The organism is Dickeya sp. ws52, assembly GCF_007210685.1.
In the GTDB taxonomy this organism is placed as follows: Bacteria; Pseudomonadota; Gammaproteobacteria; order Enterobacterales; family Enterobacteriaceae; genus Dickeya; species Dickeya chrysanthemi.
In genome coordinates this window covers 76,139-90,603 of the sequence record NZ_SZVX01000003.1, presented here as the reverse complement: position 1 = coordinate 90,603, position 14,465 = coordinate 76,139, and the positions used below count along the sequence as shown (strand labels likewise).

The 14,465-nt window shown below is 59.2% G+C and carries 10 protein-coding genes; 8 read left to right on the top strand and 2 right to left on the bottom strand.

Going from position 1 to position 14,465, the window contains the following annotated elements; translation table 11 throughout:
• Nucleotides 1-185 precede the first annotated feature (185 nt).
• From FDP13_RS03915 to cobA, 6 genes are read left to right on the top strand one after another with little or no spacing between them, the layout of a single operon-like run.
• Nucleotides 186-1,484, top strand: a complete 1,299-nt coding sequence (locus FDP13_RS03915; RefSeq protein WP_012769175.1) for a CmpA/NrtA family ABC transporter substrate-binding protein — start codon at nt 186-188, stop codon at nt 1,482-1,484.
• Nucleotides 1,485-1,496: 12 nt separating this feature from the next.
• The gene (gene ntrB / locus FDP13_RS03910; protein WP_143838726.1) at nt 1,497-2,429 is read left to right on the top strand and encodes a nitrate ABC transporter permease; all 933 of its coding nucleotides are present in this window, start codon (nt 1,497-1,499) and stop codon (nt 2,427-2,429) included.
• A gap of 10 nt (nt 2,430-2,439) precedes the next feature.
• Entirely contained in the window at nt 2,440-3,234 is a 795-nt protein-coding gene (locus FDP13_RS03905; RefSeq protein WP_143838724.1) for an ABC transporter ATP-binding protein, read from the top strand.
• 12 nt (nt 3,235-3,246) lie between these two features.
• Nucleotides 3,247-7,407, top strand: a complete 4,161-nt coding sequence (gene nirB, locus FDP13_RS03900; RefSeq protein WP_143838722.1) for a nitrite reductase large subunit NirB — start codon at nt 3,247-3,249, stop codon at nt 7,405-7,407.
• Nucleotides 7,404-10,052, top strand: coding sequence for a nitrate reductase (locus FDP13_RS03895; RefSeq protein WP_143838720.1), 2,649 nt, complete (start codon nt 7,404-7,406; stop codon nt 10,050-10,052). Before nirB ends, FDP13_RS03895 begins: the two co-directional genes overlap by 4 nt.
• Nucleotides 10,053-10,079: 27 nt before the next feature.
• Nucleotides 10,080-10,910, top strand: coding sequence for a uroporphyrinogen-III C-methyltransferase (gene cobA / locus FDP13_RS03890; protein ID WP_012769180.1), 831 nt, complete (start codon nt 10,080-10,082; stop codon nt 10,908-10,910).
• Nucleotides 10,911-10,959: 49 nt separating this feature from the next.
• On the opposite strand, the gene FDP13_RS03885 is transcribed toward cobA, so the two are convergent.
• Together FDP13_RS03885 and FDP13_RS03880 are read right to left on the bottom strand one after the other, a co-directional pair.
• The gene (locus tag FDP13_RS03885) at nt 10,960-11,505 is read right to left on the bottom strand and encodes an NADPH-dependent FMN reductase (protein ID WP_012769181.1); all 546 of its coding nucleotides are present in this window, start codon (nt 11,503-11,505) and stop codon (nt 10,960-10,962) included.
• Between the two features lie 174 nt (nt 11,506-11,679).
• Nucleotides 11,680-11,820: a DUF3885 domain-containing protein gene (locus FDP13_RS03880; RefSeq protein ID WP_231578136.1), complete on the bottom strand. Its 141-nt coding sequence runs from the start codon at nt 11,818-11,820 to the stop codon at nt 11,680-11,682.
• Between the two features lie 124 nt (nt 11,821-11,944).
• Between FDP13_RS03880 and FDP13_RS03875 the strand changes: the two genes are divergently transcribed.
• Both FDP13_RS03875 and FDP13_RS03870 read left to right on the top strand, forming a co-directional pair.
• The gene (locus tag FDP13_RS03875) at nt 11,945-13,099 is read left to right on the top strand and encodes a hypothetical protein (protein WP_234424371.1); all 1,155 of its coding nucleotides are present in this window, start codon (nt 11,945-11,947) and stop codon (nt 13,097-13,099) included.
• Nucleotides 13,100-13,324: 225 nt separating this feature from the next.
• On the top strand, nt 13,325-14,464 hold the full coding sequence (locus FDP13_RS03870; protein ID WP_234424370.1) for a hypothetical protein: 1,140 nt from the start codon (nt 13,325-13,327) through the stop codon (nt 14,462-14,464).
• The last annotated feature ends 1 nt before the right edge of the window (nt 14,465 follow it).

Here is a 14,465-nt window from a genome sequence, read left to right as displayed (position 1 = left end):
GGATATCTGGCAGGTTGGCACATCCCTTGCTTCATCTCCGGTAACAATTCACTGCGGCTTTTCCGTGCCAATGGCGGCGCGGGAAGACGCTGGGCAAAGGCGCCCATAAGCGTGCGATTTTTCGCATGGCTTATGGGCGCCTTTTTGTTTTTGCCGCCGAAAGGCGGGTTGCCGAGGTGTCGTTAATGAGTGATTCCACAACCGATAACAAAACTGATAACCCAATACCCATGTTGTCCCGTCGCCGGTTTCTGATGGGGAGCGCTGCGCTGGGCGGAGCCATGCTGCTGCCGGGAATGCCTGGGATAATGAACAGCGCCTGGGCCGCCGGTTCAGATGCCCCGGAGCAAAAAGAGGTGCGCGTCGGCTTTATTCCGCTGACGGATTGCGCTTCGGTAGTGATGGCGTCGGTCAAAGGGTTTGATAAGAAATACGGCATCACCCTTGTGCCGAGTAAGGAAGCGAGCTGGGCGGCGGTGCGCGACAAGCTGGTGTCGGGTGAACTGGACGCCGCCCACGTGCTCTATGGGTTGTTGTACGGCTTGCAGGCCGGTGCGTCGGGGCCGCAGCACAACATGGCGGCGTTGATGACCCTCAACAACAACGGCCAGGCGATCACCCTGTCCAACGCGTTGCGCGAAGCGGGCGTGACGGATGCCGCCAGCCTGAAAAAGTTTATATCAGCCAGCCCGGCCGGGACGTACACCTTCGCCCAGACGTTCCCCACCGGCACCCACGCCATGTGGCTCTACTACTGGCTGGGCGCCGCCGGCATCAACCCGTTTGACGACGTGCGTACCGTGGTGGTGCCGCCGCCGCAAATGGTGGTGAACATGAAGATCGGCAACATGAGCGGTTTCTGCGTCGGCGAGCCCTGGAACCAACGCGCCATTGCCGATGGCCTCGGATTTACCGCCGCCACGTCGCAGGAGATCTGGCCGGATCATCCGGAGAAAGTCCTCGGCACCAGCGCCGCCTGGGTTAACGCCAATCCCAACACCGCGCGTGCGTTGACGGCGGCGGTGCTGGAAGCCTCGCGCTGGATAGACAGCTCGGACGATAACCGGCGCGAAACCGCGCGCGTCATCGCCGGGCGGGCCTACGTTAATACCCAGGAGGAGACGATTGTCGGGCGCATGTTGGGGCAATACGACAACGGCGCCGGTAAACGCTGGCAGGATGCGCACGCCATGCGCTTCTACCACGACGGCGAAGTGAACTTCCCGTATTTGTCCGACGGTATGTGGTTTCTCACCCAGCACAAACGTTGGGGCCTGCTGACGCAGGAGCCGGATTATCAGGCGGTAGCCCGTCAGGTCAACCGCATCGATATCTACAAACAGGCGGCCGGCGCGGTCGGTAACGTGCCGTTGCCGTCCGGCGAGATGCGCAGCAGCGTATTGATTGACGGTAAGCGGTGGGACGGCAGCGATCCGGCCGGTTATGCCAACAGCTTCGGCGTGAACGTCAGCGTGAAAAAGTAACGGAGAGCGACCATGAAAACGCAAGCCCAGATTCTTTCGATCGTCCCTGATGCTGAACCGGAAAAAACAAGCGCCGTCACCGATGCCGTCGTGGTGACGTTACCCGAAGCGGCAACCATACCGCCGGCAGATGAACCGGCGGCGACAGCGCCGCGCCCCATCTGGCGGCAACGCCTGAGCCAGGGGGTGTCCCGGTTGTTGCCGGGCGGCATCGGTATGTTGCTGCTGCTGGCGGTTTGGCAAATCGCGGCATTGAGCAGTAAAGGCTTCCCGACGCCGTGGCAGACCTGGCTGGCAGCACAAAGCATTTTTGCCGAGCCCTTTTACGTGGCCGGGCCTAACGATCAGGGTATTGGCTGGAACGTGCTGGCGTCGCTGGAGCGTGTCGGCATCGGTTTCGGCCTGGCGGCGCTGGTGGGCATTCCCGCCGGTTTCCTGATTGGCCGTTTCCGGTTTATGGCGGCGATGTTCAATCCGATTATTTCGCTGTTGCGTCCGGTCAGCCCGTTGGCGTGGCTGCCCATCGGCCTGCTGCTGTTTCAGCGTGCCGAGCCGGCATCCAGTTGGACCATTTTCATCTGCTCGATCTGGCCGATGATCCTCAACACCGCCGAAGGAGTGCGCCAGATCCCGCAGGATTACCTCAATGTCGCGCGGGTATTGAAGCTGTCCGAATTCACCATCATGCGCAAAATCCTGCTGCCGGCGGTATTGCCGAGCGTGCTGACCGGGGTGCGGTTGTCTATCGGTATCGCCTGGCTGGTGATCGTGGCGGCGGAAATGCTGACCGGCGGCATCGGTATCGGTTTTTGGATCTGGAACGAGTGGAACAACCTCAATGTGCCCAACATCATCATCGCGATTCTGGTGATTGGCGTGGTCGGGCTGTTACTTGAGCAAGGGCTGATGTTGCTGGCCAAACGCTTCAGCTATGAAACCCGTTAAGGAGAAAACGATGCGTAATCAACCGATTATCCGTATTCAGCAGGTGAGCCAGCGTTTCTCCACCGCCAGCGGTTCGTTCGTGGCGCTTGATAACGTGAGTTTCGATATTCATGCCGGCGAAACCCTGAGCCTGATTGGGCACTCCGGCTGCGGCAAATCGACGCTGCTCAACCTGATTGCCGGGTTAACGCTGCCGACCCGCGGCGGCCTGCTGTGCGACAACCGCGAAATCGACGGCCCGGGGCCGGAGCGGGCGGTGGTGTTCCAGAACCATTCGCTGCTGCCGTGGCTCACCACTTACGACAACGTGGCGCTGGCGGTGAAGCAGGTGTTCCGCGGCCAGATGGGCAAGGCCGAAATGCACGAATGGATTGTGCATAACCTCGACCTGGTGCACATGGGACATGCGCTGAACAAGCGCCCGCACGAAATTTCCGGTGGCATGAAGCAGCGGGTGGGCATCGCCCGCGCGTTGGCGATGAAACCCAAGGTGCTGCTGATGGATGAGCCGTTCGGCGCGCTGGATGCGCTGACCCGCGCCCATTTGCAGGATGCCGTCATGGATATTCAGCAGCGACTGAATACCACCATCGTGCTGATTACCCACGACGTGGATGAAGCGGTGCTGCTTTCCGACCGGGTGCTGATGATGACCAACGGCCCGGCCGCCACCGTGGGAGAAATCATGACGGTGGCGCTGGAACGACCAAGTTCCCGCGTGGCGCTGGCGGATGACCCGCGTTATCACCAGTACCGCCAGCAGGTGCTGCATTTCCTCTACGAGAAACAGCCGCACGCGGCTTGACGGGAGGAAACGATGATCGCGCATCTGGTTGTCATCGGTAACGGCCTGTCCAGCGCCCGGCTGGTAAAGAAACTGGGGCAGCTTGCAGCGCAACGCTACCGCGTCACCCTCATCGATCGCGAACCGCGCGCCGGTTATAACCGCGTGCTGCTTTCGTCGGTGCTGGGGGGCGAAAAAAAATTTGAGGAGACGCAATTGGAGTCCGCGCCCGAGGCGATGGACGTGACGGTACTGACCGGCGAGTCGGTAGTGCGTATCGACAGGGCGACGCGGGAGGTCATCACCGATCGCCGCCGTCTGGCGTATGACCACCTGGTGCTGGCGACCGGTTCACGTCCGTTTATGCCGCCGTTGCCGGGCATCAACCTGCCGGGCGTGACCGGTTTTCGAACTATGGATGACGTCGAGCGGATGTGGGCGGCGGTAAGGCAGGGCGAGCCGGTGGTGGTGATTGGCGGCGGATTGCTGGGTATTGAGGCTGCCGCCGCGTTGCGCTTACAAGGCGCCACGGTGACGTTGCTGCACCGCCACCCCCGGCTGATGGAGCGCCAGCTTGACGATGTCGCCAGCGACCTGCTGTGCGCCCGTCTGCGCGAACGCGGCATTCGTTGCCTGACCGGTGTGCAGATCCAGTCGTTTATCGGTAATGAAAGGCGCGGGAACAGCCAGGTCGAGGCGGTGGCGCTGGCGGACGGTACGCGTCTTCCCGCCGGTCTGGTGGTGGTGGCGACCGGTGTACAGCCGGTATGTGAGCTGGCTCGCGACAGCGGCCTGCCGTGCGGGCGCGGCATTCTGGTGGATGGCCAGTTACGTACCACCGATGAAGACATCAGCGCGTTCGGCGAATGCGCGGAGGTGAACGGGGAGACGGTAGGGCTGGTGGCGCCTTGTCTGGCGCAGGCGGATGTACTGGCCGCCAGACTGGCGGGCCGGCCGGTAGCGGATTACGCGCCGACGGCACTGGCTACCCGGCTGAAAGTAACGGGGATTGACGTGGTGAGCGCAGGCGATCTGCACCCGCAGGCGGGTGATCGGCTCCACACCTTGTCGGATCCGCTCGGCGGTCATTACCGCCGCTTGATATTCCGCGACGATCGGTTATGCGGTGCGCTGTTGTTCGGTCATGTCAGCGACAGTCCGCAACTGCTGGCGGCCATGGAGGCCAGGCTGCCATCGGCGCCGTCGTCGCTTTTGTTTGGTCTTTCTTTTCCTGAAATAGACATACGGCCTGAAGCCGTAAGGATTTCTGTCATGAGTAAACCCGTATTGGTGGTAGTGGGGCACGGCATGGTCGGTCACCACTTTCTGGAGCAACTGGTGGAACGCAACCTGCACCAACAGTATCACGTGGTGGTGTTTGGTGAGGAGCGCCACCCGGCCTATGACCGGGTACATTTGTCCGAGTATTTTGCCGGTCGCAGCGCCGAATCGCTGTCGATGGTGGGTGAAGGCTTTTTCGAGCAGACCGGTATTGAGCTGCGTACCGGCTGTCAGGTGATGGCAGTCGATCGTCAGCGCCGCTGCGTGCGCGACGCGAACGGTCAGGAAACGCCTTACGATCGCCTGGTGCTGGCAACCGGCTCTTATGCGTTTGTACCGCCGATCAAAGGCAATGATCGCCCCGGCTGTCTGGTCTATCGCACGTTGGATAATCTGGATGCGATTGCCGACTACGCGCGCGAATCGCGCAGCGGCGTGGTGGTCGGCGGCGGCCTGCTGGGGCTGGAGGCGGCTAATGCGCTGCGCCAACTGGGGCTGGAGACCCATGTCGTAGAGTTCGCGCCCCGGTTGATGGCGGTGCAACTGGATGATGGCGGCGCCCAGTTGCTGCGGCGCAAAATCGAAGCGTTGGGCCTGCATGTACACACCAGCAAAGAAACGCTCTCCATCACGGCAGGCGAGCAGGCGCGTCACCGCATGAACTTTGCCGATGGCACGTCGCTGGAAACCGATCTGATACTGTTTTCCGCCGGTATTCGCCCACGCGTTCGGTTGGCGAGTGAAGCCGGGCTGGAGATAGGCACGCGCGGCGGCATCGTGATTGACGAGCATTGCCAGACCTCGGATGACGCTATCTTCGCCATCGGCGAGTGTGCGGTATGGCAGGGGCAGATATTCGGGTTGGTGGCGCCGGGCTACCAGATGGCGCGTACCGTCGCCGCTCAACTGGCGCAGCAGGAGCAAACGTTCATCGGGGCTGACATGAGCACCAAACTCAAGCTATTGGGTGTGGATGTGGCCTCGATCGGCGATGCGCACGGTAAAACCGAGGGCAGCCAGAGTTATCAGTGGAACGACGAGCCGAATCAGGTTTACAAAAAAATCATTGTGTCGGCGGACGGCAAACGGCTGCTGGGCGCGGTGCTGGTGGGCGACAGCAGCGATTACAGCACGTTGTTGCAGATGAAACTCAACGACATGACGTTACCCGCGCACCCGGAAAGCCTGATTCTGCCGGCGCTGGACGGCGCCGCGCCGAAAAGGCTCGGTGTGGCGGCGCTGCCGGACAGCGCGCAGATCTGTTCCTGTCACAACGTCAGTAAAGCGGATATTTTCGCGGCGGTAGACAACGGCTGTACCGATCTGGCGTCGCTGAAAGCCTGCACCAAGGCCGGCACCGGCTGCGGCGGCTGTGTGCCGCTGCTCAAGCAGGTGATGGAGTATCGGTTGCAGCAGTCGGGCATCGAGGTAAAAAAAGATATCTGCGAACATTTCGCCTATTCACGTCAGGAGCTGTACCACCTGATCCGCGTCAACCGCATCCACAGTTTCGGCGAGTTGATCGCCCGTCATGGTCATGGGTTAGGGTGTGAAATTTGTAAGCCGCTGGTCGGCTCGATGCTGGCGTCCTGCTGGAACGACTATGTACTGAAACCTGAACACGTACCGTTGCAGGATACCAATGACCGTTTTCTGGCCAACATCCAGAAAGACGGCACGTACTCGGTAGTGCCGCGCATTCCCGGTGGTGAGATAACCCCGAAAGGCTTGATTGCGATTGGCCAGGTGGCGGAACGCTACCACCTGTACACCAAAATTACCGGCGGCCAACGGGTCGATTTGTTCGGTGCGCGGTTGGAACAACTGCCGGCTATCTGGCAGGAGTTGATCGACGCCGGCTTTGAAACCGGTCATGCCTACGGCAAATCGCTGCGTACCGTGAAATCCTGCGTCGGTTCCACCTGGTGCCGTTATGGCGTGCAGGATTCCACCGGGCTGGCGATTGCGCTGGAGCACCGTTACAAAGGGTTGCGCTCGCCGCACAAGCTCAAAATGGCGGTATCCGGCTGTACCCGCGAGTGCGCCGAAGCGCAGGGTAAAGACATCGGCGTGATCGCCACCGACAAGGGCTGGAACCTGTATGTGTGCGGCAATGGCGGTATGAAACCGCGTCATGCCGACCTGTTCGCCAGCGATCTGGACACCGACACCTTGCTGCGGCTGATCGACCGCCTGCTGATGTTTTACATCCGTACCGCGGACCGGCTCCAGCGCACCAGCGTCTGGCTGGATAACCTGGAAGGCGGGGTTGATTACCTGCGTCAGGTGGTGATCGACGACAGTCTGGGGATTGCCGACGAGTTGGAAAAAGAGATGCGCCATGTTATCGACAGCTACCAGTGCGAGTGGCAGACCACGCTGGCGCATGACGAAAACCGGGCCTTGTTCCGCGCGTTCCTTAACAGCGATACCCCGGATGAAGCGGTGGTGATGGTGCCGGAACGCAGTCAGCCTCGCCCGGCGCGCCCGGAAGAGAAAAAGCCGACTACCGTATTCGAGGCGGCCGGCACCGATGGCTGGCAGTGCGTCGGTTTCCTCAGCGATATCCCGGCGAATGCAGGGATGGCGGCGCGCGTCGGTCATCAACAGGTGGCGTTGTTCCATCTCCCGGCGGCACAACCGGGGCAGGCGGCGCGCGTATTCGCGCTCGACAATCTGGAGCCGGGCAGTGGTGCCAACGTGCTGTCGCGCGGCATTGTCGGCGACGTGGCGGGCGAGCCGGTGGTGATTTCGCCGTTGTACAAAAAGCGTCTGCGCCTGCGTGACGGCGTCAGCCCGGATGACAGCCAACTGCGCGTACGTGCCTGGCCGGTGCGCATCGTGCAGGAGCGGATCTGGGTGGCCGCTGAGCCGATAAGCGTGGTCGCGGCCGACATGGCGGAGGCGTTATGAGCGGCTGCCGCACCACCTGTCCTTACTGCGGCGTGGGTTGCGGAGTGATTGCCACTGCGCAACCGGACGGGAGGGTGACCATTGAAGGCGACAGCCGGCACCCGGCCAATCAAGGGCGGTTGTGCGTCAAAGGTTCGGCGCTGGGCGACACGTTAGATCTGCAAGGGCGGCTGTTGTGGCCGCTGGTTGACGGGCATCGTGTCGGTTGGGATCAGGCGCTGGACCGGGTCGCGCAGTCGCTCGGCGATATCATTGCGCAGCACGGCCCGCAGGCGGTGGCGTTTTACGGTTCAGGGCAGTTGCTGACCGAAGACTACTACGTCGCCAACAAGCTGATGAAAGGATTCATCGGCAGCGCCAACATGGACACCAATTCCCGGTTGTGCATGGCTTCGGCGGTTATCGGCTACAAACGGGCGCTGGGCGCCGATGCGGTGCCGTGTAACTACGAGGATATCGAGCAGGCGGATCTGGTGGTGCTGGTCGGCTCCAACACCGCCTGGGCGCACCCGGTGGCGTATCAACGGCTGATGCAGGCCAAACAGCAGCGCCCGCACATGCGGGTGGTGGTGGTGGATCCACGCCGGACCGCCACCTGCGATGCGGCGGACTTACACCTGCCGCTGGCGCCCGGCAGCGATGCCGGGTTATTCAACGGACTGCTGCGCGCCCTGGCGCAGCAGAACGCGCCGCCGCCCGACGCGCTTAGCGGGGTGGAAGCGACGCTGGCGGCCGCCGATGCGTGGACGCCAGAACGGGTAGCGGAATTCTGCCGGTTACGGCACGAGGACGTGGCCTGCTTCTACCAGTGGTTCAGCGAGACCGACAAGGTGGTGACGCTCTATTCGCAGGGCATTAACCAGTCTGCGTCCGGCAGCGACAAATGCAACGCGATTATCAACGCGCATCTGTTCAGCGGCCGTATCGGCCGGGCCGGATGCGGCCCGTTTTCGATTACCGGTCAGCCGAATGCGATGGGCGGCCGTGAAGTGGGCGGGCTGGCGAATCAACTGGCGGCGCACATGGGGTTTAGCCCGCAAGAGGTGGCGCGGGTCGGCCGTTTCTGGGGCAGTGACCGGGTGGCGTCGGCACCGGGGCTGATGGCGGTGGATCTATTCCGTGCGATCGAAGCCGGGCAGGTGAAGGCGGTGTGGGTAATGGGCACCAACCCGGTGGTGTCTATGCCGGAGGCGGACCGGGTGCGGCAGGCGCTGTTGCGTTGCCCGTTGGTGATCGTCTCCGACGTAATGCGCCACACCGACACCACGGAATGTGCCGACATCCTATTGCCGGCGCTGGCGTGGGGGGAAAAAGACGGCACGGTGACCAATTCCGAACGGCGTATTTCCCGCCAGCGTGCGTTCCTGCCCGCGCCGGGCGAAGCGAAAGCCGACTGGTGGATTTTGTCGCAGGTGGCGCAACGCATGGGGTTCGGCGACGCGTTTGATTATCGCCACCCGGCGCAGATCTTTCGTGAACACGCCGCCCTGTCCGGGTTTGAGAATCAGGGCCAACGCGCTTTCGACATCAGCGCGCTGGCGACGCTCAGCGATGAGCAATGGCAGCAGCTTACCCCGGTGCAGTGGCCGGTAACGGCCGGCGCCAGCGACGGTACTGCACGGTTGTATACCGACGGTCGCTGCTGGCATCCGGACGGCAAGGCGCAGCTGCTGCCTATCACCCCGCAGTTGCCGGTCAACCCGCCGTCGCCGGCGTATCCGCTGGTGCTTAACACCGGCCGGGTGCGCGACCAGTGGCACACCATGACTCGTACCGGCAAGGCCGCACGCCTGATGCGGCATCTGCCGGAACCTTACTGCGACCTGCATCCGCAGGATGCACTAAACGCCGGCGTGCATGATGGCGAGCTGGTGCGCATCAGCGCCGGTTCGGGCTGGATGCTGGCGCGGGCGCAGGTCCAACGCGGTCAGCAACTCGGCAGCATTTTTGTTCCTATGCACTGGAACCGACAGTTCAGCACACAGGCGCGTGTCGATAGCCTGGTCGCGGCGGTGACCGATCCCTATTCCGGGCAGCCGGAAAGCAAACAGTCGCGGGTACGCATTCAGCGCTGGCCCGCCGTCTGGTTCGGCGAGCTGTTTGTCCGCGGCGACGTGGCAACGCCGGACTGCGGCTACTGGAGCCGGATTACCGCCGACGGGGTGTCGCATTACGTGATTGCCGGCGAACGCACGCCGGAACACTGGCTCGACTGGCTGACCCGACAATATGACCTGAGCGACGTTGAATTTCAGCAGGCGCAGGGCGACGACCGGTTGTTTCATGCGGTTGGCTGGCAGGGCGAGCAGGTCGCCGTGGCGCTTTATGTGGGGGCGCATCGTCCGCAACTGGCGCGTGAAGCGGTGCTGGCGGCGTTTGCCTCGCCGTCGCAGCATACGCCGGACAGACTGGCATTGCTGGCAGGGTGTGCGCCGCAGGGGGAAATACCGCAGGGTGCGACCATTTGCAGCTGTTTCGCGGTCGGCGAACAGCGCATTATCGATGCCATCCGTCAGGGCTGCCACAGCGTGGCGCAACTGGGGGAACACCTGCAATGCGGGACCAATTGCGGGTCCTGCATACCGGAACTGAAGGCGTTGCTGCAACAGTATGCGACGCCGGATACATTGCGCCGGGCGGGCTGAGCCGCGCCCGGATTAAGGAGTGACAACATGAACCCTACTCTGAATACGCTGATGGCGCGTGGCCATCAACGCCAGCCGCTGCTGGCAGGCGATGTCTGGCTGGTGGGCGCCGGTCCGGGCGACGCCGAATTACTGACTATAAAAGCGCTGAGGGCGATTCAGCAGGCGGATGTGGTGGTGCATGACCGGCTGGTTTCCACCGATATCATGGCGTTGGTACAACCGGAGACCTTGCGCATCGATGTCGGCAAGCAGCAGGGAAACCACGCGCTGCCGCAACCGCAAATCAATCAACTGTTGATGGAACTGGCGCAAGCCGGGCAACGCGTGGTGCGCTTAAAAGGCGGCGACCCGTTTATTTTCGGGCGCGGCGGCGAGGAGATGGATTATCTGCATCGGCAAGGCGTCCGTTGCCATGTTGTACCGGGGATTACCGCCGCCACCGGTTGTGCGGCGGCGGTAGGGTTGCCGCTGACACACCGGGATTGTGCCCAGTCGGTACGATTTATCACCGGCCATGCCCGTGACGGCGAACCGCAACTGGACTGGGAAACGCTGGGCGCAGGCCAGCAAACGCTGGTGTTTTATATGGGGCTGAGTCATGCCAGCCGTCTGTGCCAGAAGCTCATGGCTCATGGCCTGCCCGCCGGTACGCCGCTGGCGATTATCGAGCGGGGGACACAGCCGGAACAACGCGTGATGACCGCGACGCTTGCGACCCTGCCCGCGCTGATGGCACGTTATCAACCGCAATCGCCCAGTTTGCTGGTGGTGGGGGAAGTGGTGCGTTTTTGTCGCCATCCGGCGCTGACGGTCGCCAGCGAGGCGCTGATGAAAGTGGGAACGGTTGCGGCATAAGCGAGCGACTGCCGCCCGACGGCGGGCGGTAGCCTGATGAAAGGATACGTTATCTTCTAAGTCCAATCTCATCGACCAGCGCATTCATTTGCTCGGCGATCAGGACGGTGATGTTTTCATCTTTCAGGTTGCCTTGCTCGTCGAAACCACCGGCAAAGGCGTTAGCGAAGACTTCCGGCTTGTTCAACACATGAATATTCAGGTAGACGCAACTCTGGCGTAAATGATACTGCGCACGCGAGGTGCCCATACCGCCGCCGGCTCCCATCAGCGCTGCCGGTTTGCCGCTCAGAATGGTGGTATCCGGCAGGCGGGATAACCAGTCCAGAATATTTTTCAGTGCCGGCGCCATCGAATAATTGTATTCAGTACAGGCAAACACGAAGCCATCCGCCTCACTGGCCTGACGGGCGATGCGTTGTACGGATTCAGGTACTTCGGTCAAATCGGCGTTATAAAACGGTACATCCAGCAGGTCGGCAATCTCCAGCGTGGCATAAGCGGGCAGTACCGACTGCGCGGCACGTAACAATCCCCGGTTGGCAGAGGCTTTGCGCAGGCTGCCGACAATACCTAATAATTTGATTTGATTCATGGTGTTGTCCTTTTTGTGTGAAAAGAAAATCACCAGGATAACGTCGGCGCGCACTGCGTCGTCGTTTGTCCCTGACTCGTCATAGCATAGAGCGTGGGGGGAAAATTGCCATTGAGCCGTGCGGACTATTACGTGAGGGTAATGGCGTTTTTGTACTTTGAATTAAAAATATCATTAACCGTAATATTGGGCCATAAGCGGGCGGTCGTATTCCAGCAGGTAGTGATTGAAGCGCTGGTAGAGATCACTTAACAGTGAATGATTATCGCCAATCACATCCATCCCCCGATCGTCGTAGGGGAAAAGCGCTACCATCAATGACCGTATAGCCTTCTCTTTTTTTGATTCCTGAACTTAAACCATTTCCGTTATAGTATCGGCTCTTTTTCTTATCTGTTTATTTAATATGAATTTATTAACATTAGCCTCAAGGATAGTGGTGCTGGGTTTCGTTTGTCTGGTGGGGGTGGCCCAGGCTGACGATGATTTTCCTGTTTATCGCGGCACTATAGGTAATATGACCATTGGGTTGGCACTGAATAGCGACCTCAGTCAGCCGGGGAGCCGAAGTATTAGCGGGCGTTATTTCTATACTAAATACCGCAAAGACATTGGATTATCTGGTTCACGGGATGTTCAGGGTAATCTGGTGCTGTCGGAAGGCGATGATTCGATGGATGACCAACAAGCACTAGCTGGCAAAGAGCCGATTCCGGTGATGGTGCTGCGTAGTCGCGATCAGAACACCTTGCAGGGCGAGTGGCGCAACGGCAAAGGTAAATCCTATCCGGTGGTGCTGTCGCGGGTCACCGAATTACCTGCGACAGCGTCATCGTTTATGCAACAGGCGTATCAGCATTCACGTTATGAATACCTGCGGCATGAAGGGGCCGAACCGGTTATGACAAAGCAGGAAACAGTGAATGGGTATGATGTGGAATGGTGGCGGGATACATTATCTGGCATGACGACGTTTCAGTTACGCAGCGGTTATCCGGCAGACCAACTGGCGGGATTGAATACAACGTTGCGCAAGGAACTGTGGCAGGAGGTGGTTAATCACTATCAATGTATAATTGGCGTAAGCCCCGAACAAGCGGAGTACACTGAGGAGATGCAGATCCGGCAGTTATTTCCCTGGGTAGTGAGTTATACCATTTCAGGCAGTATGTTCTGTGGCGGGATGCACGCCTATACGGGTATGCGTAGTGCCAATCTGCGTACAACGGATGCGAGTATCATACCGTTATCTGATCTGCTCTGGGTTGATGATTCTCCCGTGCCAGCGGAAGGTGCCGAACCGAAAGATTACCGCGATGATATTTTCCCCGCCTGGCTGGTCGAGCAGCTGTCAGTCATGTATCCAGCCGAGATGGTAAAAATGGTAAACGCGGGCGGCATGAAAATGGAGTGCGATTATCGTGATATCTCAGTCTGGCACGATATTAGCTGGAGCCTGACCGCTCAGGGCATTCTTTTCCACCCGACCTTCCCAGCGAATGACAGTATTTGTGATGATGCTCCCTGGGCCATCGTACCGTGGAGCGCCGTGAAGCAACATCCTGGTCGTTTGAAGAACTTGCCGCTACCTTAATATGCACGACGAATGCCCCGGTTTGCATGTATCCAGACCGGGGTACTCAATGTTATTCCCTCCCCGTATCTAGCCATTTTTCTGCAACTCGAATTATTTAGGATAGAGTCAGAATACTGCGTGGTTTTTGATTCCTGTACTTAAACCATTTCCGTTATAGTATCGGCTCTTTTTCTTATCTGTTTATTTAATATGAATTTATTAACATTAGCCTCAAGGATAGTGGTGCTGGGTTTCGTTTGTCTGGTGGGGGTGGCCCAAGCCAAACCTATAATATATAGCGGCACTCTGGGGACAACGCCGGTGGTGATGGAGTTGAATATACGCTCGGATGGCAAAGTGGAAGGACGCTATTTTTCTTCTATGGAGCATGTAACGCATTCGCTTTTTGGTTCACGGGGTGATCAGGGTTCGCTGGCGCTGGAGGTTAATGACGACGATGATTCTGACGTGGTTGATGATGAATCAGAGGCTAAACCGTCTATTAGCCGGGTCTTGACGCTACGAGCCGCCGGAGAACAGGGATGGCAAGGAGAGTGGCGTGAAGGAGAGACAGCACCTGTGGTGGTAATGTTGTCGCCAGCAGCACCGATGGAATCTACGGCGGTGGTCAAACTCTCGCCTTTCATGCAGTCTCTTTATGCACTGTCAATGTATGATTTTTTGTTCCAGCAAGGCTATGAGTTGAAAATGGCCAAGGAAGGCGTTGTTAATGGTTACCAGGTGGAATGGTGGCAAGATCCGCTGACAAATTTTTCAATGTTTCAGGTGATATCGGGCTATCCGGCAGAGCAGCGCGAACAACTGAATGCCAAATTGCGTGATGACTTTTGGCAGATTCTGATGCGGCCGACGTGGTGTGGTGACAATAATATTTTTGGGGTGAAAATTGGCTTTCTGTCACCGAATGTCGCCAGTTATATCATATCCGGGCAACACAGCTGTCCGGGCGCGGCACATCCAACGTCTGAAATATTTACCCGTACGTTTCGCGTTAGTGACGCAACATTGCTGTCGCTGTCTGATCTGTTGTGGGTTGGTGAGCGGCCTGTACCGGATGAGGACGCTATTGAGAATGATTACTGGGAAGACACCTTTTCTGTTTGGTTAAAAGAGCAGTTCGACAAGCTATACCCGTCTCAGATGAGCAAGACGGGGGATGCAGAGGGGGAATTTGATGGTTGTAATTATACTTATGAGAGTATATGGGTCGATACGCCCTGGTATCTCACTCGTAAGGGCATCTACTTTCAAACTATGACTCCTAATATGCTGAGCACTTGTAATGATAGCGGCTGGGAAGTTTTACCATGGAAGTTGGTAAATCAGCATCGTGGCCGTTTGCAAGATTTGACGCTGCCCTAAT